The sequence below is a fragment of the Streptomyces sp. V2I9 genome (genome assembly GCF_030817475.1).
Taxonomy (GTDB): Bacteria; Actinomycetota; Actinomycetes; order Streptomycetales; family Streptomycetaceae; genus Streptomyces.
In genome coordinates, this window is sequence record NZ_JAUSZJ010000002.1 from 1,824,867 (window position 1) to 1,847,398 (window position 22,532).

General features: G+C 72.7%; 15 protein-coding genes, 1 tRNA gene and 1 pseudogene. 7 read left to right on the forward strand and 10 right to left on the reverse strand.

What is annotated here, in order from left to right; translation table 11 throughout:
* The first annotated feature begins 17 nt into the window (after positions 1 to 17).
* Both QFZ71_RS08220 and QFZ71_RS08225 read left to right on the forward strand, forming a co-directional pair.
* Positions 18 to 581 (forward strand): hypothetical protein, encoded by a 564-nt coding sequence (locus QFZ71_RS08220; protein ID WP_307667601.1) that lies wholly within the window; start codon positions 18 to 20, stop codon positions 579 to 581.
* A gap of 208 nt (positions 582 to 789) precedes the next feature.
* Positions 790 to 948: a hypothetical protein gene (locus QFZ71_RS08225; protein WP_307667602.1), complete on the forward strand. Its 159-nt coding sequence runs from the start codon at positions 790 to 792 to the stop codon at positions 946 to 948.
* 477 nt (positions 949 to 1,425) lie between these two features.
* Here QFZ71_RS08225 and QFZ71_RS08230 read toward each other — a convergent pair whose 3' ends face one another.
* Both QFZ71_RS08230 and lepA read right to left on the reverse strand, forming a co-directional pair.
* Entirely contained in the window at positions 1,426 to 3,315 is a 1,890-nt protein-coding gene (locus QFZ71_RS08230; RefSeq protein WP_307667603.1) for a long-chain fatty acid--CoA ligase, read from the reverse strand.
* A gap of 491 nt (positions 3,316 to 3,806) precedes the next feature.
* Positions 3,807 to 5,681: a translation elongation factor 4 gene (gene lepA, locus QFZ71_RS08235; RefSeq protein WP_307667604.1), complete on the reverse strand. Its 1,875-nt coding sequence runs from the start codon at positions 5,679 to 5,681 to the stop codon at positions 3,807 to 3,809.
* Positions 5,682 to 5,897: 216 nt separating this feature from the next.
* Here lepA and rpsT point away from each other — a divergent pair, with 216 nt between their 5' ends.
* Positions 5,898 to 6,164, forward strand: a complete 267-nt coding sequence (rpsT, locus tag QFZ71_RS08240) for a 30S ribosomal protein S20 (RefSeq protein WP_307667605.1) — start codon at positions 5,898 to 5,900, stop codon at positions 6,162 to 6,164.
* A gap of 359 nt (positions 6,165 to 6,523) precedes the next feature.
* Here rpsT and holA read toward each other — a convergent pair whose 3' ends face one another.
* Positions 6,524 to 7,510 (reverse strand): DNA polymerase III subunit delta, encoded by a 987-nt coding sequence (gene holA / locus QFZ71_RS08245; RefSeq protein ID WP_307667606.1) that lies wholly within the window; start codon positions 7,508 to 7,510, stop codon positions 6,524 to 6,526.
* A gap of 143 nt (positions 7,511 to 7,653) precedes the next feature.
* On the opposite strand from holA, the gene QFZ71_RS08250 reads away from it, so the two are divergent.
* Positions 7,654 to 7,899, forward strand: coding sequence for a hypothetical protein (locus tag QFZ71_RS08250; RefSeq protein WP_307667607.1), 246 nt, complete (start codon positions 7,654 to 7,656; stop codon positions 7,897 to 7,899).
* A 27-nt stretch (positions 7,900 to 7,926) separates the two neighbouring features.
* On the opposite strand, the gene QFZ71_RS08255 is transcribed toward QFZ71_RS08250, so the two are convergent.
* Positions 7,927 to 8,808: a YceI family protein gene (locus QFZ71_RS08255; protein WP_307667608.1), complete on the reverse strand. Its 882-nt coding sequence runs from the start codon at positions 8,806 to 8,808 to the stop codon at positions 7,927 to 7,929.
* A gap of 364 nt (positions 8,809 to 9,172) precedes the next feature.
* On the opposite strand from QFZ71_RS08255, the gene QFZ71_RS08260 reads away from it, so the two are divergent.
* Complete coding sequence (locus QFZ71_RS08260; protein ID WP_307667609.1) at positions 9,173 to 9,634, forward strand: pyridoxamine 5'-phosphate oxidase family protein; 462 nt, start codon at positions 9,173 to 9,175, stop codon at positions 9,632 to 9,634.
* Positions 9,635 to 9,679: 45 nt separating this feature from the next.
* Here the strand turns inward: QFZ71_RS08260 and QFZ71_RS08265 are convergent, their stop codons facing one another.
* From QFZ71_RS08265 to leuS, 5 genes are all read right to left on the reverse strand, one after another.
* Complete coding sequence (locus tag QFZ71_RS08265) at positions 9,680 to 12,331, reverse strand: ComEC/Rec2 family competence protein (RefSeq protein ID WP_307667610.1); 2,652 nt, start codon at positions 12,329 to 12,331, stop codon at positions 9,680 to 9,682.
* Positions 12,328 to 13,272 (reverse strand): ComEA family DNA-binding protein, encoded by a 945-nt coding sequence (locus QFZ71_RS08270; RefSeq protein ID WP_307667611.1) that lies wholly within the window; start codon positions 13,270 to 13,272, stop codon positions 12,328 to 12,330. Before QFZ71_RS08270 ends, QFZ71_RS08265 begins: the two co-directional genes overlap by 4 nt.
* A gap of 577 nt (positions 13,273 to 13,849) precedes the next feature.
* A complete protein-coding gene (locus tag QFZ71_RS08275) occupies positions 13,850 to 14,695 on the reverse strand; it encodes a DegV family protein (protein WP_307667612.1) in 846 nt (281 codons plus the stop codon).
* 212 nt (positions 14,696 to 14,907) lie between these two features.
* Positions 14,908 to 15,690 (reverse strand): hypothetical protein, encoded by a 783-nt coding sequence (locus QFZ71_RS08280; RefSeq protein WP_307667613.1) that lies wholly within the window; start codon positions 15,688 to 15,690, stop codon positions 14,908 to 14,910.
* Positions 15,691 to 15,840: 150 nt separating this feature from the next.
* On the reverse strand, positions 15,841 to 18,708 hold the full coding sequence (gene leuS / locus QFZ71_RS08285; RefSeq protein ID WP_307667614.1) for a leucine--tRNA ligase: 2,868 nt from the start codon (positions 18,706 to 18,708) through the stop codon (positions 15,841 to 15,843).
* Positions 18,709 to 19,082: 374 nt separating this feature from the next.
* Between leuS and QFZ71_RS08290 the strand changes: the two genes are divergently transcribed.
* Both QFZ71_RS08290 and QFZ71_RS08295 read left to right on the forward strand, forming a co-directional pair.
* On the forward strand, positions 19,083 to 20,636 hold the full coding sequence (locus QFZ71_RS08290) for a hypothetical protein (RefSeq protein ID WP_307667615.1): 1,554 nt from the start codon (positions 19,083 to 19,085) through the stop codon (positions 20,634 to 20,636).
* Positions 20,633 to 22,208, forward strand: a pseudogene (locus tag QFZ71_RS08295) (NADH-ubiquinone oxidoreductase-F iron-sulfur binding region domain-containing protein). Before QFZ71_RS08290 ends, QFZ71_RS08295 begins: the two are co-directional and overlap by 4 nt.
* 122 nt (positions 22,209 to 22,330) lie before the next feature.
* Here QFZ71_RS08295 and QFZ71_RS08300 read toward each other — a convergent pair.
* Positions 22,331 to 22,403 (reverse strand) — tRNA-Ala (locus tag QFZ71_RS08300).
* Positions 22,404 to 22,532 lie beyond the last annotated feature (129 nt).

Genomic DNA, 22,532 nt, shown 5'->3' on the forward strand with positions numbered 1-22,532 from the left:
CGGTAGCGTCCCCTTCCATGATCGCCCTCGACACGCTCGTCCGCCTCTGCCGGCCACCGGCCGACCCGCCGCCCGCCGTGGACTGGGCGCGTGCCGAGTCGGCGCTCGGTACGGCGCTTCCGGCCGACTACAAGCGGCTCGTCGAGACGTACGGCGACGGCGTCTTCGACGAGACGATCTGGCTGCTCGTCCCGGACTCCGCCCACGACGACTGCGATCTGCACGCGCAGACCGCGGAACGGGAGGAGATCCTGGCCGGGTTGTGGAAGTTCGAGGAGAGGCCCGCCGGGTTGCGGGAGGCGGGGGCGAGGGTCCTGCCGTGGGCGTTCGAGGAGGGCACCGGGGCGTTCCTGTACTGGCTCGTGCGGCCCGGCCGGCACCCGGACGCGTGGACCGTGCTCCACCACGAGGGGCGCGGCCCCCTGTGGGAACACCACGAGACGGGGTGCCTGGCCTTCCTGCTGGCGGTACTCACCGGAACGGCGGAAACGGAGTACTTCGGCCACCTCCGCGAGGCGCCGAAGCAGGCGGAACACCTCTTCGAGACCGCCGGCCGGGCCCTCGGGGCGACCGGGCGGTGACACCGCGCCCGCCGCCGACCACGTGGCCCGGCACGGACCCGTCACCGTGATCACTTCACGGAGGCACGCCACCACGAGCTTCCCGTACGTGGCCGGACCGGCGGAGGCCGTCCGCGCGATGCCGGGTCCGGACCGGCAGGAAGGGATCGAGCGATGACCTTGCGCTCCGACGTGGCGGGGCTGCTCGCGGGGGGCCGCCATCATCGACATGGATGCCGAGGCCGCCGTCGCGGACGAGCATGTGCGCTGGTCCGTGTACCGCCGCGTCGTCCCGGTGACCGCCTCCTCGCCCCACCGCGACCGGGCCGGGGGCGGCGGCCCGAGACCGCGCCGCGCCGGTGGAGACCCCCCGCCCGAGCGCCCGTGACCGGCCCGCCCGCCGACCGCGTACGGGGCGGACAGCCGCCGGCCGGCGTCCGCCTGACGGAGGTTCCGGCCCCGCCCGGAACCGGCTCGCACCACCCCCGGCCGTTCCCCTGCCCCTGCGGTACGCGGGCCGGTTCCGGCACTACGGGAAGCCCGCCCGCGACGTGGGGACGGCCGACACGTTCCGCTGCGCCGGGTGCGCGAACGCGGACGGACCGTGGACCGTGCTCTGCGACGGGTGTCCGGTGACCCCGGGCTGCCCGTGCGGGGTGACGACCGACCGGCGCGGCCTCACATTCTCCGAGGTCTTCCTCGTCCTGCCCGACGGGTGAAGCCCGCCCCCACGCGCGCGCGAGGGCGGCGGGGCGTGTACCGGGGCAGGTCGCACAACGGGCGGGGCCCCGGCCCCCGAAGGGTCCGGACACCCCGCCCGTGGCCGTCCGGGGCCGAGCCCCCGGACGGTTCGCGCGAGCAGCCGCTAGGCCTCGCGCGAGCCCGCGTACATCTCGTCGATGAGCCCCCGGTACTCGCGCTCGACGACCGGCCGCTTCAGCTTGAGGCTGGGGGTCAGCTCGCCGTGCTCGACGTCCAGGTCGCGCGGCAGGAGGCGGAACTTCTTGATCGTCTGCCAGCGCTGGAGGCCCTCGTTGAGCTGCTTGACGTAGCCGTCGATCAGCTCGACCGTCTGCGGGGCCGCGACGACCTCCGCGTACGACTTGCCCTCCAGGCCGTTCTCGGCGGCCCAGCCGAGGAGCGTGGGGCCGTCGAGCGCGATGAGCGCGGTGCAGAAGTTACGGTCCGCGCCGTGGACCAGGATGTTGGAGACGAACGGACAGACCGCCTTGAACTGCCCCTCCACCTCCGCCGGGGCGACGTACTTGCCGCCGGACGTCTTGATCAGGTCCTTCTTGCGGTCGGTGATGCGGAGGTACCCGTCGGCCGACAGCTCGCCGATGTCACCGGTGTGGAACCAGCCGTCCGACTCCAGGACCTCCTCGGTCTTGTCGGCCAGCTTGTGGTAGCCCTGCATGATGCCGGGGCCGCGCAGCAGGATCTCGCCGTCGTCCGCGATCCGCACCTCGGTGCCGGGGAGCGGCTTGCCGACCGTGCCGGTGCGGTAGGCCTCGCCCGGGTTGACGAAGGAGGCGGCGCTGGACTCGGTGAGGCCGTAGCCCTCCAGGATGTGGACACCGGCGCCCGCGAAGAAGTAGCCGATGTCGGGCGCGAGGGCGGCGGAGCCGGAGATGCAGGCGCGCAGCCGGCCGCCGAAGGCGTCACGGATCTTGGAGAAGACGAGCGCGTCCGCGATCTTGTGCTTGGCGCCGAGCGCGAAGGGCACGGACGCGTTGCCGGTACGGCGGAAGTTGTCCTGGGAGACCTTGGCGTACTCGCGGGCCACCCCGGCCGCCCACTGGAAGATCTTGTACTTGGCGCCGCCGCCCGCACGGGCCTTGGAGGCGACCCCGTTGTAGACCTTCTCGAAGATCCGGGGCACGGCGGCCATGTAGGTCGGCTGGACGACCGGCAGGTTCTCGATGATCTTGTCGATCCGGCCGTCGACGGCGGTGACGTGGCCGACCTCGATCTGGCCCGAGGTGAGGACCTTGCCGAAGACGTGGGCGAGCGGCAGCCAGAGGTACTGGACGTCCTCGGCGGTGATCAGCCCGGTCGACACGGTGGCCTTGGCCATGTACGACCAGTTGTCGTGCGGCAGCCGTACGCCCTTGGGGCGGCCGGTGGTGCCCGAGGTGTAGATCAGGGTGGCGAGCTGGTCGGCGGTGATCGCGGCGACCCGCTCGGTGACCGCGTCCGGGTCCTTGGCGAGCAGCTCGTTGCCCCGCGCCTCCAGGTCGGCGAGGGTGAGGATCCAGCCCTCGGGGTCGCCCTCGGCGGGCTCGACCCCGGTCGGGTCGATGACCACGACATGGGCCAGGTTCGGCAGGTCCGCGCGGGTCTCCCGCGCCTTGGCCAGCTGCTCGGCGTCCTCGGCGACGAGGACCCGGCTCTCGGAGTCGGACAGGATGAACGCGGACTCCTCGGCGTTCGTCGACGGGTAGATCGTGGTGGTCGCGGCACCCGCGCACATCACCCCGAGGTCGGTGAGGATCCACTCCACGCGGGTGGCCGAGGAGAGGGCGACCCGCTCCTCCGGCCGCACGCCGAGCGCGATGAGCCCGGCGGCGATGGCGAAGACCCGCTCAGCGGCCTGGCCCCAGCTCAGGGACTTCCAGTCGTCGGGCCCCTCGCCCGAGGCCGACGGCACCGGATAGCGGTACGCCTCCCCGGCGGGGGTAGCCGCCACGCGGTCGATGAAAAGGGACGCCACGGAGGGCGGCCGGTTATCGATCAAGGTCTGTGTGTCGCTCACGACGTCCTCCGGGCCTGCGGCAATGCTACGACCGGCTTCTTTGGTACAGCGGCCGGCGGCTCTCGTCCTGCTGCCTGCTGCGGCTCGCTGCTCTCGCTGTTCTCGTCCTGCTGCTCAACCTGCGTGTTCGGCTTGTTTAACTGACCAGTAACCATCAAGACGTGATCAGAGTAAAGCGCGCGTGTCCGCCATGTAAGAGGCAGCGGGCCGCCGCTTCATAACGAAAGGGACCACGGCGAAGGGGCTCGGGGCCGGACGCCCCACGGCGAAGAGGCGCGAGCGGTGCCCGGCGAAGGGGCCGACGGCGGAGGGCCCCCACCCCGCGCGGCGCTGCGGAGTGGGGGCCCTCGGGACCGCCGGGAGGCGGGGCACAGGCATGTCGGGGACGGCGGCTGAAGCGCTGCGGCGGGCTCCTTCTCGGCCCGGCGCGGGTCGGGCCACCTTTCGGCCCGACCCGCGGCGGGCCGTTTCCCGCCCCGGCCCGCGTCGGGCTACTTCTTGCCCTTGGACTCCCCCGCGGACTCGTCGGTCGACAGGACGGAGATGAACGCGTCCTGCGGCACCTCCACGTTGCCGACCATCTTCATCCGCTTCTTGCCTTCCTTCTGCTTCTCCAGCAGCTTCCGCTTACGGGAGATGTCACCGCCGTAGCACTTGGCGAGGACGTCCTTGCGGATGGCGCGGACGGTCTCGCGGGCGATGACCCGAGCGCCGATGGCCGCCTGGATCGGCACCTCGAAGTTCTGGCGCGGGATGAGCTTCTGCAGCTTGGCGACGAGCCGGACACCGTACGCGTACGCCTTGTCCTTGTGGGTGACCGCGGAGAACGCGTCCACCTTGTCGCCGTGCAGCAGGATGTCGACCTTCACAAGGTCGGCCGTCTGCTCGCCGGTGGGCTCGTAGTCGAGGGAGGCGTACCCGCGGGTCTTGGACTTCAGCTGGTCGAAGAAGTCGAAGACGATCTCCGCGAGGGGCAGGGTGTAGCGGATCTCGACCCGGTCCTCGGAGAGGTAGTCCATGCCGAGCAGGGTGCCGCGACGGCCCTGGCACAGCTCCATGATCGCGCCGATGAACTCGCTGGGGGCCAGCACCGTGGCGCGGACGACCGGCTCGTGCACCTTGTCGATCTTGCCCTCGGGGAACTCGCTCGGGTTGGTGACGACGTGCTCGGTGCCGTCCTCCATCTCGACGCGGTAGACCACGTTGGGGGCGGTGGCGATCAGGTCGAGCCCGAACTCGCGCTCCAGCCGCTCACGGACCACGTCGAGGTGGAGCAGGCCGAGGAAGCCGACGCGGAAGCCGAAGCCGAGCGCGGCGGAGGTCTCCGGCTCGTAGACCAGGGCGGCGTCGTTGAGCTGGAGCTTGTCGAGCGCCTCACGCAGGTCCGGGTAGTCGGAGCCGTCCAGCGGGTAGAGCCCCGAGAACACCATCGGCTTCGGGTCCTTGTAGCCGCCCAGCGCCTCGGTCGCCCCGTTGTGCAGGGAGGTGATCGTGTCACCGACCTTGGACTGCCGGACGTCCTTCACACCGGTGATGATGTAGCCGACCTCGCCCACGCCGATGCCGTCGGCCGGGGTCATCTCCGGGGAGGACACCCCGATCTCCAGCAGCTCGTGGGTGGCGCCGGTCGACATCATCCTGATGCGCTCGCGCTTGTTGAGCTGGCCGTCCACGACACGGACGTAGGTGACGACGCCGCGGTACGAGTCGTAGACCGAGTCGAAGATCATCGCGCGGGCGGGGGCGTCCGCGACGCCGACCGGGGCCGGCACGTCCCGTACAACCCGGTCGAGCAGCGCGTCCACGCCGACGCCGGTCTTGGCGGAGACCTTGAGCACGTCCTCGGGCTGGCAGCCGATGAGGTTGGCCAGCTCCTCGGAGAACTTCTCCGGCTGCGCGGCGGGGAGGTCGATCTTGTTGAGCACCGGGACGATGGTGAGGTCGTTCTCCATCGCGAGGTAGAGGTTGGCCAGCGTCTGGGCCTCGATGCCCTGCGCGGCGTCGACCAGCAGGAGCGTGCCCTCGCAGGCGGCGAGCGAGCGCGAGACCTCGTACGTGAAGTCCACGTGTCCCGGAGTGTCGATCATGTTGAGGACGTGGGTCCGACCCTTGTCCTCGCCCTCGGTGGGCGCCCAGGGCAGCCGGACCGCCTGGGACTTGATGGTGATGCCGCGCTCGCGCTCGATGTCCATCCGGTCGAGGTACTGAGCACGCATCTGCCGCTGGTCGACCACTCCGGTCAGCTGAAGCATCCGGTCGGCAAGGGTCGACTTGCCGTGGTCGATGTGCGCGATGATGCAGAAGTTGCGGATCAGCGCCGGGTCGGTACGGCTCGGCTCGGGCACGTTGGAAGGAGTCGCGGGCACGCAGGGTCCTGATTCTTGAGACGCCGAACGCCGTGTCTCGGGTCGATGTCGGGTCGGTCGGATCGATACGTAGGCTCCATCGTCCCACGCCTGCGGGGCGGCGACCGGTTTGGGCCGGTCGAAGGGTGACTGCTACCGTGGACAGCTGTGCCTCGTGGCTCTCACGAGCGGCGGGGCTCACCTGGAAGATCCAACGAACCTGAAAAGGCTCTATTCGTGGCGAACATCAAGTCCCAGATCAAGCGGAACAAGACCAACGAGAAGGCGCGCCTGCGCAACAAGGCCGTCAAGTCGTCGCTCAAGACCGCGATCCGCAAGGCCCGCGAGGCCGTCGCAGCCGGTGACGTCGAGAAGGCCACCACGGCCGCTCGCGACGCCTCCCGTCAGCTCGACAAGGCTGTCTCGAAGGGTGTCATCCACAAGAACGCCGCCGCCAACAAGAAGTCGGCGCTGGCGTCCAAGGTTGGCTCCCTGCAGGCCTGAGCTTCTTCCCGAAGCTCACTGATGTGAACGCCGGAACGGACCAGCGGGCCCTCTCTCCCGCCCCTGCCCGGCCCCCGCGCCGCACACCGAACCTGCGTTCGCCACGCGGGTGCGGCGCACCCAGAGCATGACCCGGAAGCCCCGGCCCCGAGCTCCCCAGCTCGGGGCCGGGGCTTCCGGGTGTCCCGGGGGCTTCCGTGGGTCCCGGGGGGGGAAAGCAGGGGGCGGAGGCAGGGGCGCGCGGCCTGTAGGCGGTACCGCCCGCCCCGCCCCCGTAGGGGTCGTTCACCGGGACTGCCCGAGGGGACCGCCTGGTGGGACCACTCGACGGGACTGTCCGGCAGGGCTGCCCGGCGGGACTACCGCCCCGCGCGCGCGGCGCGGGCGATCGTCACGACGGCCTTCTCCAGCGCGTACTCGGGGTCGTCCCCGCCGCCCTTCACCCCGGCGTCCGCCGCCGCCACCGCCCGCAGGGCCACCGCGACCCCGTCCGGCGTCCATCCCCGCATCTGCTGACGCACCCGGTCGATCTTCCACGGCGGCATGCCCAGCTCCCGAGCCAGGTCGGCGGGTCGGCCGCCGCGGGCCGACGACAGCTTCCCGATCGCCCGCACCCCCTGCGCCAGCGCACTGGTGATCAGCACGGGCGGGACCCCGGTCGACAGCGACCACCGCAGCGCCTCCAGCGCCTCCGCCGCGCGCCCTTCGACGGCCCGGTCGGCGACGGTGAACGAGGAGGCTTCCGCGCGCCCGGTGTAGTAGCGCCCGACGACCGCCTCGTCGATCGTGCCCTCGACGTCCGCGATCAGCTGGGACACCGCGCTCGCCAGCTCCCGCAGATCGCTGCCGATGGAGTCCACCAGCGCCTGGCACGCCTCCGGCGTCGCGGACCGCCCGTGCGTCCGGAACTCCGACCGTACGAACGAGAGCCGCTCGGCCGGCTTGGTGGTCTTCGGGCAGGCGACCTCGCGGGCCCCCGCCTTGCGCGCCGCGTCCAGCAGCCCCTTGCCCTTGGCCCCGCCCGCGTGCAGCAGGACGAGCGTGATCTCCTCGACCGGCGAGCCGAGATACGCCTTGACGTCCTTGACCGTGTCGGCCGAGAGGTCCTGGGCGTTGCGCACGATCACGACCTTGCGCTCGGCGAAGAGCGAGGGGCTGGTCAGCTCGGCGAGCGTGCCCGGCTGCAACTGGTCGGACGCCAGATCACGGACGTCCGTGTCGGCGTCGGCGGCGCGCGCGGCCGCCACCACCTGCTGCACCGCGCGGTCCAGGAGGAGGTCCTCCTGGCCCACGGCGAGGGTGAGGGGAGCGAGCGGATCGTCGGTGGAATTCTTCCTGGTGGCCATCACCGACCAGCATCCCACGCCCCACCGACAGCCCCGGCGGCCCGCCGCCCGCCCACTCGGTGCCGGCTCCTGGGCCACGGCCCATCGGCACGGCCCGGGGATACGGGCACCCGTACCGGAGGGCCGTACCGGAGAATGTCCGGGTGAGCGATGTGAGACATGTACTGGTGCTGCCCGACCGAGACGCGGCACAGGAGGTGGCCGAGGAGCTGGCGGACCGCTTCGGGGTCGGCGAGGAGCCTCAGCTCGTACGGGACGCGCTGGCCGGCGAGGACGACGCCGAGGACGCCCAGTGGCTGGTGGTCGTGGAAGATCCGGCCGGACGCCTGGACCCGGCCGCGCTGGACGCGTTCGCCGAGGAGTACGAAGGCTGGCTGGAGAAGCCGTGAGAGGCGTCCCGGCGGACCGGCCGGGGTTCAGCCCTTGGGCACGATCTGGATGTCCAGGTCGATGACGATGCTCGGCCCCACCACCGCGATCCCGCGCGCCAGCATGGTCTGCCAGGTGAGCGTGAAGTCCTCGCGGTGCAGTTCGGTGGTGGCCCGGCAGGCGGCGCGGGTCTCGCCCTCCAGGCCACTGCCGATACCGAGGTACTGAGTGTCCAGCGTCACGGTCCGGCTCACCCCGTGCAGGGTCAGCGCCCCGGTGACGCCCCAGCGGCTGCCGCCCCGGTGGACGAAGCGCTCGCTGTAGAACTCCAGCGTCGGATAGCGGCCGACGTCGAGGAAGTCGCCGGAGCGCAGATGGTCGTCACGCATCTGCACATTGGTGTCGATCGACGCGGCGTCGATGATCACGTGCATGGCGGAGTCCTCCATGCGGTCGGCGATCCGGACCGCCCCGGCGAAGGTGTTGAACCTGCCGTGGATGCGGGCGAGCCCGATGTGACGGGCGGTGAAGCCGATCTGCGAGTGGTTCGGCTCGATGTCCCAGTCGCCGGGTTCGGGCAGTTGCGGGAGCGGTGCCACCTGGAGCGTCACATCGCCCAGGTTGGCGTGCGCTCCCTCGGTCACCGTCACCGCCCCGTGGAAGGGGGAGAAGCCCTCGGCCGTGATCGCGAGACGGTGGTCCCCGGCCGGAACCGTGGCGAGAACCCTGCCGAAGGGGTCCGTCTCGCCGCCCGTCACCCGGCGGCCCGTGCTGTCGGTCACGACGAACTCGGCCTGCGGTACCGGTTCGTTGACCGGGTCCAGCACCCGGCAGCTGAGCACACCTGCGGTGCGAGGCACCTGGACTCCCGCGAGGGCCCCACCGCGCCCACCCGCCTGGCCTCTGTTTCCCAGCCAACGGCCGAACATCTCTTACCTACTCCCAGGGGCACTTCGCACTCCGGGCCTCTGACCGGCGTACGTCCTTGTCGGATCTCTTGGACGTCCCTGTCGGACATGTCGGATCAGCGGCCCGCCGACGAGCATGCATTCGATCACTATTGCGCCGTTCGAGCAAACTGACCACCTCGGAAGGTCTTGTGCTGAGATGCCACGAGGTGTAATGGGGATGCCGACTACTGGGATCGGCGACAGGGATCGGGCGCGCTCGCACGGCGACCCTCCCCACCTCGGACACCACGGACCTAGGTCTCCTGTCCGAGGTGCGCCGGGCCCCCGCCCGAGGGCTGTGGCCCGAGGCGTCGCGTGATCATCGCGGTCTAGCGTGTCGGGCATGACCGAACCCGACCCCGCCCGCAGCCGGGAGCAACGCAAACAGGACGTCCTGACCCGTCTGCGGCGGGACCACGACGCATGGGTGGCGACGGCCTCCCCGGACGGCGTCCCCACTCTGGTGCCGCTGTCGTTCTCCTGGGACGACGACACCGGCACCCTGGTGATGTGCACGCGGCGGACCAACCCGACCGCCGTCAACGTGACCCCCACCGGCCCGATCCGGGTCACCGTCGGCCACACCCGCGACGTGGTACTGATCGAGGGCGACGCACAGGTCGTGGAGGGAAAGGACCTGGCCCCCGTCCTGGGCGACGCGTTCGCCGCCAAACTCGACTGGGACCCGCGCGACGGCCCCCGCTGGGTGTTCCTGCTCATCACCCCTCACTCCCTGCGCGCCTGGCGTGAGGAGAACGAACTCCCCGACCGCGATCTGATGGCCGACGGTGCCTGGCTCGTCTGACCCACGCACCCGGACCGCGGGAAACGGGGGTCCGCTTCGCCGGGATCACGACCTCCCCACCGCCCGCAGCTCCTTTCCGGTGCCCGTCACCGCGATCGCCCCGTCGGTGTCGGTGCGCAGGACCCGTGCCCCGGCCGCGCCGAGAGCGCCCACCGTGCGCGGCGACGGGTGACCGTACGGGTTGTCCGCGCCGCAGGAGATCAGCGCCAGCCTCGGCCGTACGGTGTGGAGCAGCCCGGCGTCCTGGAAGGCCGAGCCGTGGTGGGCCACCTTGAGAACGTCCACCGGGCCCGACGCCTCCCGGTCCCGCAGCAACTCCCGCTGAGCCGGGGGCTCGAGGTCTCCGAGCAGGAGCAGCGTCAGCCCTCCGGCCGCCCGTACGCGCAGGGTGACGCTGGAATCGTTCGGCTCCCGCACCGCTGCCCCCGCTCCCCCGGACCCCGGACGCGGCCAGAGGACCCGCCAGTCGACCGGGCCCCACCGGCGGCGCTCCCCGGCCGCGGCCCGCACCGTCGGAACCCGCGCCTCGGCCGCCGTGCGCCGCACGAACGCGGCCTGCTCGGGCGGTTCTTCGAGGCTCGTCGTCTGGATCGCGCCCACCGCCCTGCCCCGCAGAACGCCCGGCAGCCCGCGTACGTGGTCGGCGTGGAAGTGGGTCAGGACCACGAGCGGCACCCTGGTCACCGCGAGGTCGCGCAGGCAACGGTCGACCGCGCGGGGATCAGGCCCGGCGTCGACGACCACCCCCGTGCCCTTCCCTGCCGCAAGGATCATCGCGTCGCCCTGCCCCACGTCGCAGAGTGCGAACGCCCAGCCGGGCGGCGGCCATCCGGTCATGATCCGGGTCAAGGGGACCGGCCGCAGCACGGTCAGCACGAGGAGCAGCCCGGTGGCCGCACAGATCCACGGGTGCCGGGCCAGCCTCGGGGCCAGGAGCACGAGCAGCACCGTGAGACCGGCCAGCAGCGCCGCGCCGGACCACCCTCCGGGCCACTGCGCCTCCGCTCCGGGAAGCCCCGCCCCCGTACGGGCGACCGTGGCGATCCACCCGACCGGCCAGCTCGCGATCCGGGCCAGCACCTCGGCCGCCGGGAGGGCGACCGGGGCGACGGCGAGAGCCGTGAATCCGAGTACCGTCGCCGGCGCCACCGCGAACTCCGCCAGCAGATTGCACGGGACCGCCACCAGGCTGACCCGCGAGGCCAGGACCACCACCACGGGGGCGCACACGGCCTGCGCGGCCGCCGCCGCGGCCAGCACCTCGGCAAGCCTGCCCGGAACCCGTCGCGCGCGGAGCGCGAGGCTCCATCTCGGTGCGAGCGTCAGCAGCGCGCCGGTGGCCAGGACCGACAGCAGGAAACCGTAACTCCGGGCCAGCCAGGGGTCGTAGAGCACCAGCAGGAGGACCGCCGCCGCCAGCGCGGGGATCAGTGATCTCCGGCGGCCCGTTCCGATCGCAAGGAGCGTGATGAGCCCGCAGGCGGCGGCGCGGAGCACGCTCGGCTCCGGGCGGCACACGACGACGAACGCGAGCGTCATCGCGCCGCCGATCACCGCGGTCGCCCGCAGCGAAAGCCCGATCACCGGTGCCAGCCCCCGTCTTTCCGCGGTCAGCGCGGACCCCGGCGGCCCGACGAGGACGAAGAGGAGGATCGACAAATTTGCACCTGAAACACTCAAAAGGTGTGTCAGATCGGTCGCCTTGAAGGCCTCGTGGAGTTCGGGCGGGACTCTGGAGGTGTCGCCGACCACCAGCCCCGGCAGCAGCGCACGCGCATCCGCGTCCAGCCCGTCCGTCGCCTGCCGCAGTCCGGCCCGCAGCTCCCCCGCCGCGCGCTGGATCCACGTCGGAGGCCCGATGATCCGGGGCGCGGCCGCGCTGTCCACCCGCAGGACAGCCGCGAGCCGTTCGCCCTCGTGCGCCGGCGGGGAGAGGCGGCCGCCGAGCCGGAGCCGCGTGGACGGCAGCAGCTTCTGCCAGCCCGCCCGGTGGCCGCCCGCCGGGACCGTGATCAGCACCGGGGTGCGGACTCGGGCGGTCCGGCCGCGGACCGCCCGCACCTGGATGGTCTCGGCGTCGATCAGGAGAAGAGGGGGTGTGCTGTGACTGCCCCGCACCGCCGGGCGCGTCGTCCGGGGGTCCGACGTCACCCGTACGTCGACGTCGACCCGTGCGTACTCCCGCGCCAGTGCGGGTACGGGCCCACGCCGCACATCGGCCCCGTGCAGCCCGGCCACCGCCGCGCCTCCCGCCGCGCACAGCAGCACGGCTCCCCCGGCGGCGATGAGCCGGGACCGTCCGGCAGCGCTCCCCGGCCGCCTCGCCGTCCGGGCGGTCCGCAGGGCTCCCGTGCGCACGGCGACCACCAACAGGACGAGCCCGAAGACCGCGCAGGTGACGGACACCACCGCCGCCCACCTCCCCGGCAGTCCCAGCGCCACCGCGGCAGCGGCCCAGACCGCCAGCGCAGGCGGCACGAGCCGCAGATCGGCAGGGCCCTCCTGCCTCCCTTCCGCTTCTCCGGGCACATCCGGGCCGCCCCGACCGCCCCGTGCTCCCTGCGTTCCGGGGCCGCCGCTCGGAAGCCGTGCCGCGAGCGGCCCCGACACCACCGCGCTGGCCGCGCCACCGATGGTGCCGCGCCTCTCCGGCTCCACGTCCCGTGGGAGGCCGAGCCGGAACTCACGGTTACTCATGGGCGTACGAGCGGCTGGAGGTCGGCGAAGCGGCGGTCGCCGATCCCGTCGACCTGGCGGAGTTCGTCGACGGACCGGAACCCGTTGTTCTCCGTGCGGTAGTCGATCATGTGCTGGGCCAGCACGGGTCCGACCCCCGGCAGGGTTTCGAGCTGTTCCGCAGTCGCCGTGTTCAGGCTCAGCGGCGCCGAGGGCCCGGCCCCGCCCGGCGTCCCGGCCTGCCCGCCGCCCCCGAGCCCGCCTCCGCCGGCTGGGGCGGCGAGGGGCGAACCGGGCGGAAGGCCCACGACGACCTGCTCCCCGTCCGTGAGGACCCGCGCCCGGTTGAGCCCGGTCAGGTCCGTGCCGGCGCGCACACCGCCCGCCGCGTCGAGCGCGTCCGCCACCCGCGATCCCGTGGGAAGCCGCCGGATCCCCGGCCGGCGCACCTTGCCGCTCACATCGACGACGATCTGCCCGCTCCCTCCTGCGGAGGGCGGCTCCCCGGCAGCCGGACGGGGCACCGGGTCAGGAGTACCGGACCGTAACGCGTCCGGGGCCGGTCCGGGCGCGGCCGCCTCGTCCGCCACCGGTTCCGGGGCGTGCACGGCCTGGGGGCGCGCGGACCAGAAGTGGACCGCCGCCACGGCCACCGCGACGAGCAGCACCAGGCCGAGCACCACCGGCGTACGCGGCGCCATGCCGCATCGGAGCCGTACCCACAGGGGCAGCCGCTCCCGGACCGCCGCCACGATCCGGCGCGCCTTCGAGGAGTCCCCCGCGGTCCCGCCCTCTCCGGCGGCCTCGGGCACGGGTCCGGGTTCCGGTGGCGCCTCGCGCACGGGCGCGTCCGCAGTCCCCCGCACCCCTGCGGCGGGCACGGACAGGATCGCCGCCTCACGTACGGGTTCGGCCCCCGGTCCGGGCCCGGCGTCGCCCCCGAGCCCGGACGCACCGGCCAACAACGCGTCCGCCCGGTGACGTGCGGCAGCCGACGCGAGGGCGGAACGCCGCACGGCCCGCCGCCCGCCGGGTCCCGGCCCGGAACGAACGCCGGGTCCCGTCCCCGCGCGGCCGTTCGGGCGCGTTCCGGCCGCGTGCCTTCCCCGTGCGGGGCGCCGCCCGTACAGCGGGTCGGGCGGTGGCAGAACGGTGGCGGGGGAGCCGGCCACCGACGCCGACGGGGAGGCGGCCACGGCGGGAGCCCCGGAACCGGCCGGAAAGGCGACCGGGGAGGCGGACGGAGACGTGGCCACAGTAGGGGGCGGCGAGGTGAACACGGCGGTGGACGACGCGGCGGACGGCGGGACAGCTGTGATCGGAGCGCCGGGAGCCGACGCCCGAGAGGTTCGAAGGGCCATGCCTCATGACGTTAGGCACATCCGTCCGACCCTGCTGAGCGGCACCGATTTCTGTGGACAGCCCGGCAGTTGTGGATATCTCGGCCCCTCCGCCGGGTGAAAACAGCGATGCCCGCCCGACGCACGACGGCCCACCCCCGCCGCGCCGGATCACCGCGCGGAGGTCGCCGCGCCGGGATCACCGCAGCGAGATCACCGCGCCGAGCAGCCCCGGTCCCGTGTGCGCCCCGATCACCGCGCCGACCTCGCTGACGTGGAGTTCGGCCAGCCCCGGCACGCGTTCGCGCAGCCGCTCCGCCAGGCGCTCCGCACGCTCCGGGGCGGCGAGGTGGTGGACGGCGATGTCCACCGGGGCCGTACCCGCCCGCTCGGCGACGATCTCCTCCAGGCGGGCGATGGCCCTGGACGCCGTCCGTACCTTCTCCAGCATCTCGATCCTGCCCCCGTCGAGTTCCAGGATCGGCTTCACCGCCAGCGCGGAGCCCAGGAGGGCGCGGGCCGTGCCGATGCGGCCGCCCCGGCGCAGGTAGTCGAGCGTGTCGACATAGAAGTACGCCGAGGTGCCCGCGGCCCGCTTCACGGCGGCCGCCACCGCCTCGTCCGGACCGCCGCCCGCCTCGACGGTCTCCGCCGCGGCGAGCGCGCAGAACCCCAGCGCCATGGCGACCATGCCGGTGTCCACCACGTGTACCGGTACGGGGGCGCCCCGCGACGCGACCACCGCGGCGTCGTACGTACCCGAGAACTCCGCCGACAGGTGCAGCGACACCACCGCGTCCGCACCGCTCTCGGCCGCCGCCCGGTAGGTCTCGGCGAAGACCGCGGGGCTGGGGCGGGACGTGGTCACGGAGTGGCGTTTCTGCAGAGCCTGGGCGAGCGAGCGGGCCGAGATCTCGGTGCCCTCCTCCAGCGCCTGATCGCCCAGGACGACGGTCAGCGGCACCGCGGTGATGCCGTGCCGTTCCATCGTCGGGCGCGGCAGGTAGGCCGTGGAATCGGTGACGATAGCGACATGGCGGGACATGAGCCGGAGGTTACCTGGCACGGTGGGAGCGCGGCAGCCCGGCCCCGGCCCGCTGATCGTTCCTGGCCGCTTCGGAGCGTATCCGCTCACCCGTGGCCGCCCCGTGCCACCGGCGAGCGCGGTCATTCCACGTACTCGGCCCCGGGGAGCATCCACACGACCCGGCGCGCGTGATCACCCCCGTCACCGGTCCCCCGGCCAAGGGGCGTGCGTCAGTTCGTCGTCTCCGGGCGGGTGGACTTCTGCCAGGGGTAGGTGGTGCGCAGCCGCGGGTCCGGGGCGGTGATCGCCTGCGGGCTCTCCTCGCGGGCCGGACCGGACCACGCCTCGTCGGCCGTGCTGCCGTTCGCGGCCGAGGGGTCGGCGGTGGCGGCCGGCTCGGGCCAGTCCGTCCCCGGTCCCTGCCCCGGCGACGCAGCGGCCCTCCCGCCGCTCGTCGGCGAGGACTCGTCCGTGGTCCAGTGCCGCAGCGCGCCGGCCTCGATGTCGATCTGGGCGTTCAGCGCGTCGAGATCGTCGTCGGCGAACTGCCGCGCACGGTCCCGCGCCGCCCAGCGCAGCGACTCCGCCGAGTGCGTGATCTGCTGCGTGCGCTCCCTCAGCTTGGGGAGCAGGCTCGCCACCGTCGTCCGGTCCGGCTCGCGCTCCAGCCGCTTCAGCTCGTCGTCCAGCTCCAGGCCGTGCGCGCTCAGCCTCCGGAACAGGGCCACCGACTCGGTCAGGGACGCGTCCTCGGCGGCTCCGGCGTGCAGGGCGTCCTGGGTGGCCCGCATCGAGGTGCGCAGGGCGAGCCGGAGCTGGGCGAGCTCGCCGGCGACACCCGTCTGCCCGAAGCTCTTGGCCCGGAGCGTGGTGTCCTCCACGGTGCGGCGGGCCTGGGTGATCGTGCGGTCCATGCCGCGCTTGGCCGCGCCTACGGCCTTCACGGTCGCGTAGACACCCAGGGCGATGAACGCGACCAAGAGCAGCGCCAGGATCGTGATCGCGGCTTCCATGAATGCCCCTCGGTGTCTCGATGCGGCCGCCGGTCCCGGTCGCCCCCTCCACCGTAAACGGAACGGGCAGGCCGAGGGTTCCTTCGGAACCCCCAACCTGCCCGTAGGGGATGGCCCTGACCGTATACGGGGGCCGTCAACCGGCCGCCGTCACGCGGGGACGATGTTCACCAGCTTCGGCGCGCGCACGATCACCTTGCGGATGCCCGCCCCGCCCAGCGCCGTGACGACTGCCTCGTCGGCCAGCGCCAGCTTCTCCAGCTCCTCGTCCGTGATCGACGGCGATACCTCCAGGCGGGCCCGGACCTTGCCCTTGACCTGGACCACACAGGTGACGGTCTCGTCCACGACGTACGCCGGGTCCGCCACCGGGAAGTCCTGGTGGACGACCGACTCGGTGTGGCCCAGCCGCCGCCACAGCTCCTCCGCGATGTGCGGGGCCAGCGGGGCGATCAGCAGGACCAGCCGCTCGGCCACGGACCGCGACAGCGGGCCGCCCGCCTTCGTCAGGTGGTTGTTCAGCTCGGTGATCTTGGCGATGGCGGTGTTGAACCGCATCCCCTCCAGATCCTGGCCGACCCCGTCGATGGCCTTGTGCAGGGCGCGCAGCGTGTCCTCGTCCGGCTCCGTGTCGACGACGGTGACCTGGCCGGTCTCCTCGTCGACGACGTTGCGCCACAGGCGCTGCAGCAGGCGGTACTGGCCGACGACGGCGCGGGTGTCCCAGGGACGCGACACGTCCAGCGGGCCCATCGCCATCTCGTAGAGGCGCAGGGTGTCCGCACCGTACTCGCCGCAGATCTCGTCCGGTGTGACCGCGTTCTTCAGGGACTTGCCCATCTTGCCCAGGACGCGGCTGACCTTCTCGCCCGCGTGGTAGAAAGCGCCGTCGCGCTCCTCCACCTCGGCGGCGGGGACGGCGATGCCCCGGCTGTCGCGGTAGACGAACGCCTGGATCATGCCCTGGTTGTACAGCTTGTGGAACGGCTCGGCGGACGAGATGTGGCCCAGGTCGAACAGCACCTTCGACCAGAAGCGCGCGTACAGCAGGTGCAGTACGGCGTGCTCGGCGCCGCCGACGTACAGGTCGACGCCTCCGGTGGGCTGCCCCTCGCGCGGGCCCATCCAGTACTGCTCGATCGCGGGGTCGACCAGCTGACGGCTGTTGGTCGGGTCCAGGTAGCGCAGCTCGTACCAGCAGGAACCGGCCCAGTTGGGCATGGTGTTGGTCTCGCGGCGGTACTTCTTCGGTCCGTCGCCCAGGTCCAGCGTGACGTCGACCCAGTCGGCATTGCGCGACAGCGGGGTCTCGGGCTGGGCCGTCGCGTCGTCCGGGTCGAAGGTGCGCGGCGAGTAGTCCTCGACCTCGGGCAGCTCCAGCGGCAGCATCGACTCGGGCAGCGGGTGGGCGATGCCGTCCTCGTCGTACACGATCGGGAAGGGCTCGCCCCAGTAGCGCTGCCGGCTGAACAGCCAGTCGCGCAGCCGGAAGTTGACGGTGCCCTCGCCGACGCCGTGCTCCCGCAGCCACTCGGTGATCTTCGCCTTGGCCTCGACGACGCCCAGGCCGTCCAGCGAGATCTCGTCGTTCGCGGAGTTGACCAGCTTCGCGTCGTACGAGCTGAAGGCGTCGTCCCAGGTGGACGGGTCGGTCCCGCGGTCGTCGGAGGGCTGGACGACGCAGCGCATCGGCAGCTCGAAGGCGCGCGCGAAGGCGAAGTCGCGCGCGTCGTGCGCCGGTACGGCCATGATCGCGCCGGTGCCGTAGCCCATCAGGACGTAGTCCGCGATGAAGACGGGGACCTTCTCGCCGCTGACGGGGTTGGTGGCGTACGCGCCGGTGAAGACGCCGGTCTTGTCCTTGGCCTCGGCCTGTCGCTCGACGTCGGACTTGGCGGCGGCCTGCTTGCGGTACGCGGTGACGGCCTCGGCCGGGTTCGCGTGGCCACCGGTCCACACCGGGTGGGTGCCCTCGGGCCAGGCGGCCGGAATGATCCGCTCCACCATGTCGTGCTCGGGTGCCAGCACCATGTACGTGGCGCCGAACAGGGTGTCCTGGCGCGTGGTGAAGACAGTGATACCGCCCGCGGTGTCCACCGGGAACTCGACGCGGGCGCCCTCGGAGCGACCGATCCAGTTGCGCTGCTGCAGCTTGATGGCCTCGGGCCAGTCCAGCCCGTCCAGGTCGTTCAGCAGCCGGTCGGCGTAGGCGGTGATGCGCATGTTCCACTGACGCAGCTTGGCCTTGAAGACGGGGAAGTTGCCGCGCTCGGAGCGGCCGTCGGCGGTGACCTCCTCGTTGGCCAGGACCGTGCCCAGGCCGGGCGCCCAGTTCACCGGGGCGTCGGAGGCGTACGCCAGGCGGTACTCGCTCAGCAGGTCCGCGCGCTCGGTGGCGCTCAGCGCCCCCCACTCACGGCCGTCGGGGGTGGTGCGGGCACCGCTCTCGAACTGCTCGACCAGCTCGGCGATCGGGCGGGCCCGGTCGGCCTCGGTGTCGTACCAGGAGTTGAAGATCTGCAGGAAGATCCACTGCGTCCACTTGTAGTACTCGGCGTCGATCGTCGCGAAGGAGCGGCGCTTGTCGTGCCCCAGGCCCAGCCTGCGCAGCTGGAGCTTCATGTTCTCCATGTTGGCCTCGGTGGAGACCCGTGGGTGCGTGCCGGTCTGGACCGCGTACTGCTCGGCGGGCAGGCCGAACGCGTCGAAGCCGAGGGTGTGCAGCACGTTGTGGCCGGTCATCCGCTGGTGGCGGGCGTAGACGTCGGTGGCGATGTAGCCCAGCGGGTGTCCGACGTGCAGACCCGCGCCCGAGGGGTACGGGAACATGTCCATGATGAACTTCTTCGGCTTGGCGGCCTCCTCGGGGTCGCCCGCCAGATCACCGGTGGGGTTCGGCGCCTCGTACGTCCCCTCGGCGTCCCAGAAGTCCTGCCAGCGTGCCTCGATGTCGGCAGCCATCGCCGCCGTGTAGCGGTGCGTCGCGGCCGTCTCGGCAGCGGAATTCGTCTCGCTCATGATCCTCAAAGCTCCATCGATCGTCATCTGCCGGGAAACGAAAAATCCCCTCGCACAGGAGGGGACGCCGCGCTGACTCCGACCAGGCGTACTCACCGGTCGGGACTGTTCAGCGCGGCTCGCTAAGCAGAAGGCGTACGGCACGCATGGCGCCAGGGTACCGCACGGCCCCGGAACACTGCGGGGAGTGACCGAGGAGCGACCGGCTCCTGGACGTGACCGCGGGGCGGCCGGCTGCGCGGCGGCCGTGAGCCCGTGGGGAGCGGCGCCGGACGGGCAGGGCCCGCCCGGAGAGCGAGGTTACTCCGCGTACCGACCTCTATCGGGACAACAACAGAGCAAAGCCCGTACTGCTTGGTATGGAGCGTCCTAGCATGCGGCAACGGGACCGCTTTGCCGAACTGTTCGGAGTCGCCCCCACGAACCCTCATCGCAAGATCCGCGTATCCACCGGCATGAGCCCCGCACCGAGTCGGCCGGTGCAGGGCGGTCTGACCGCCGCCACGTTGGTTTTCGCCCCTCTGCCCGCCGTCGTGGGAAGCGACGCACTGCGGGCCGCTCTCGATTTCACCACCGGAGTGCTGTCGCTGGTGTCGCTCAGCGCGGCCGTCGTCTGGGGCCTGCTGGCCACCGACCGGGTGTTCCCCTCCGCCCGCGGGCGGATCGTCTGCCAAGGCGTCCATCGGGCCACCGCCATCGCCGCGCTCGGCTTCCTGCTGCTGCACGGAACGGTGAAGGTGGCCCTCGGCCATGTCGCCCCGACCGGCGCCCTCATACCCTTCGGCCTCGGCGTCACCGGCACCGCAGGGCTGATCGGCTTCGGCTCGCTGGCCGGCCTGCTGATGCTCGTCACGGCGGCCACCGGCGCCCTGCGCAGCGCCTTCGCCCAGCCCTCCCCGACAGCCGCCCGGCTCGGCCAGTCACTGGGGTCCGCCCGCGATACGGGCGGCATCGCGGGCCGGTGGCGCTCCCTGCACGCGCTGGCGTACCCGGCCTGGTGCGCCGCGCTGATCCACGGTCTGTACGCGGGGCGTGCGCCCGCCACCTGGGTGATCGTGATGTACGGGCTCTGCCTCACCGGCGTCGCCGGGGCGCTGTGTCTGCGGCTGCTGCCGCACCCGGTGAAGCGGCGGATCGCCGCCCGGGTCTCCGAGCTGCTGGGCCAGGGGCCGCCGGCCGCCCCCGATCCGGTCCTGCGAGACACCGAGCAGCCCGTCTTCCCCTCATCCTCCGGGGCGGGCTCCGCGTCGGGGGCTCCGGCCGCCCCGGAGCCCTGGACCGCCCCGTCGGCCTGGCCCGACCCGCCCGCCGGGACCCGGTCGGAGCACGCCCTCGGGTTCGCGGGTACGCCGATGCGCCCGCGCACGCTGGCAGCGCCCCCGCCCGCGCCCCCTTCACCGGAAACGGAGACGGAGACGGAGACGACGGCGAAGACGCTGTACGGAGCCGGGCCGTCCCTTCACATGCCGCTCCACCGGCCCCTTCACGAGCCGCCGTACGAACCGCCGCCCCGCAGCGCCGACCGCCTCGCCTTCGGCCTTCCGGACGACCTGTCGAATCCGGGGCTCCCCCACCCGGACCTTCCCGACCAGGGGCTGACCGGCCGGGGCCACGGCACGCCCGGACCGGGCACCGCTCCCGGCCCCGGCCTGGCCGCCGGCTACCGCGCGGTGTCGTTCGGCAGCGGCCCGTCGCCCCGGCCGGGCACCCGCTGGCCCGCACCGTCCCCCGCACCGCCCGCGCAGGCCCGCCACGGCTCACCCCGGCGGGAACCGGCCGCGCACACCTCTCCGGAACACACCTACACTCCGCCGCCCTCCCCCTTCGCCTCCCCCACGCCCCGCGCCGTACCCGATCCGGGGGCCGGACCGTGCACCGCGCCCCCGGCCGGTGAGCCCTGGCACACACCCGCAGGAGACCGGCCGTGAACGTCCCGCTCCCCGATGTCCCCGAGGTCCGCGTCGTCGGGCTGCCCCACCTGACATCCGGCTTCGACCTGGTGGAACGGCTCGACCTCGCCATGCACCTGAAGGTGCACGGACCGCTGAAGCCGATGACCGGTGAACGGCTGGCCGAACTGGCCGAAGCGGTCGTGCTGCACGGAAGGGGAGGCGCCGGCTTCCCGTTCGGCAGGAAGCTGCGGGCCGTGGCGGAGGCGGCGATCCGGCGCGGGGTGCGGCCCGCCGTCGTGATCAACGGCGGTGAGGGCGAACCCGCATGCCGCAAGGACACCGTCCTGCTCAACCGCGCCCCGCACCTGATCCTGGACAGCGCTCTGCTGGCTGCGGAGGCACTCGGCGCGCACCCTGGTCATCGCCGTCACCCGCAACTCCACGGAACTCTCCGTGCGCGCGGCCCTCGCCGAGCGCGGCCTCTCCGACCGGCGCGGCCGACGGCTGCGCGCCCGCGTGGTCCGCACCCCGGAACGCATGGTCTCGGGCGAGGCGTCCTCGGTGATCCGGGCGGCGAACGGCGGGCCCGCCCTGCCACCGGGACGGCGCGAGCGGGCGGCGGAGACCGGGGTGGGCGGGGCCCCGACCCTGCTGTCCAACGCGGAGACGTACGCCCAGCTCGCCGTCGCCGCCCGGATCGGGCCCCGCCGCTACGCGCACACCGGGCTGCCGAGCGAGCCGGGAACCGTCCTGCTCCCCCTCTCCGGGGCCGTGGCGCGGCCCATGGTCGTCGAGGTGCCGACCGGGGTGCCGCTGCGGTACGTCCTGGAACTGGCCGGGTCCCCGCCGTTCCCCCAGGGGGTGCTGACCGGCGGCTACCACGGCAACTGGATCGACGCGGTCGCCGCGCACGACGCCCTGGTCTCCCGCGAGTCCCTGACCACCGCGGGCGGCGCGCTCGGCGCGGGGGCCATCCTGCCGATCGGGCCGGACACCTGCCCGCTCGGCGAGTCCCCGCGGATAGCCAACCGGCCGGCCGCCGAGACCGCCGGCCAGTGCGGACCGTGCAAGCTGGGGCTCCCCGCCGTCGCGGGCGGGCTCTCCGACGTGCTGAACGGCGGTGGGCCCGCCGCCCTGGAGGCGCTGCGCGAGGTGACCCGGGCGGTGAGGGGCCGTGAGGCGTGCAAACACCCGGACGGTTCCGCCCGGTTCCTGTTCTCGGCCCTGTCGGTGTTCACGGACGACCTCGCCGCCCATGTCCTGGGCGGTGGCTGCGGACGGGAGACGGCCGGGGTACTGCCGTTGCCCGCGTCCGGACAGCAGGGCCTGGAGGAGTCGATCCCGAGCGGCGAGAAGCTGGCGGTCGACTGGACGCTCTGCCGGGGCCACGGTCTGTGCGCCGATATCGTCCCCGAGCTGATCAGGCTGAGCCCGGACGGCTACCCGGCACTCGCGGACGCCGCCGTTCCGATGCATCTGCGCGGGAGCGCCCAGCGTGCCGTGCGGCGGTACCCCGCCCTGGCGCTCCGCGTCGAGCAGCCTCCGGCCGACCGGCGCCCGGCTCCGCCGACAACGGGACGGCGCGCCCTGGGCAGCGGGCGCGGCTGATCCGGACGGAGGCCGGGCCGCGTCGGGCCGAAGCCGCTTCGAGGCCGAGTCGGGCAGGAAAGCCGAACGCGAAGAAGCGGGCCACCCGATCCGGGCGGCCCGCTTCTTCACTGTCGAACTTGTGGAGCTAAGGAGAATTGAACTCCTGACCTCCTGCATGCCATGCAGGCGCTCTACCAACTGAGCTATAGCCCCGTGTTGTGTTCCGCCCGGTTTCCCTTGGCGACATCGAGAACATTACACGGTCACCCCGGTGCTTCACCAAATCGTTTCCGGCTTGCGCCACTATGCCCGAATCGTCCGGAGCGGCTGATCTTCCACCGC

Bases quoted from the DNA above. Each gene is read 5' to 3' on its own strand.
- QFZ71_RS08220 (WP_307667601.1), top strand. From the start codon at position 18: ATGATCGCCCTCGACACGCTCGTCCGCCTCTGCCGGCCACCGGCCGAC.
- QFZ71_RS08225 (WP_307667602.1), top strand. From the start codon at position 790: ATGGATGCCGAGGCCGCCGTCGCGGACGAGCATGTGCGCTGGTCCGTG.
- holA (WP_307667606.1), bottom strand. From the start codon at position 7,510: ATGGCCACCAGGAAGAATTCCACCGACGATCCGCTCGCTCCCCTCACC.
- QFZ71_RS08255 (WP_307667608.1), bottom strand. From the start codon at position 8,808: ATGTTCGGCCGTTGGCTGGGAAACAGAGGCCAGGCGGGTGGGCGCGGT.
- QFZ71_RS08260 (WP_307667609.1), top strand. From the start codon at position 9,173: ATGACCGAACCCGACCCCGCCCGCAGCCGGGAGCAACGCAAACAGGAC.
- QFZ71_RS08265 (WP_307667610.1), bottom strand. From the start codon at position 12,331: ATGAGTAACCGTGAGTTCCGGCTCGGCCTCCCACGGGACGTGGAGCCG.
- QFZ71_RS08275 (WP_307667612.1), bottom strand. From the start codon at position 14,695: ATGTCCCGCCATGTCGCTATCGTCACCGATTCCACGGCCTACCTGCCG.
- QFZ71_RS08280 (WP_307667613.1), bottom strand. From the start codon at position 15,690: ATGGAAGCCGCGATCACGATCCTGGCGCTGCTCTTGGTCGCGTTCATC.
- leuS (WP_307667614.1), bottom strand. From the start codon at position 18,708: ATGAGCGAGACGAATTCCGCTGCCGAGACGGCCGCGACGCACCGCTAC.
- QFZ71_RS08290 (WP_307667615.1), top strand. From the start codon at position 19,083: ATGCGGCAACGGGACCGCTTTGCCGAACTGTTCGGAGTCGCCCCCACG.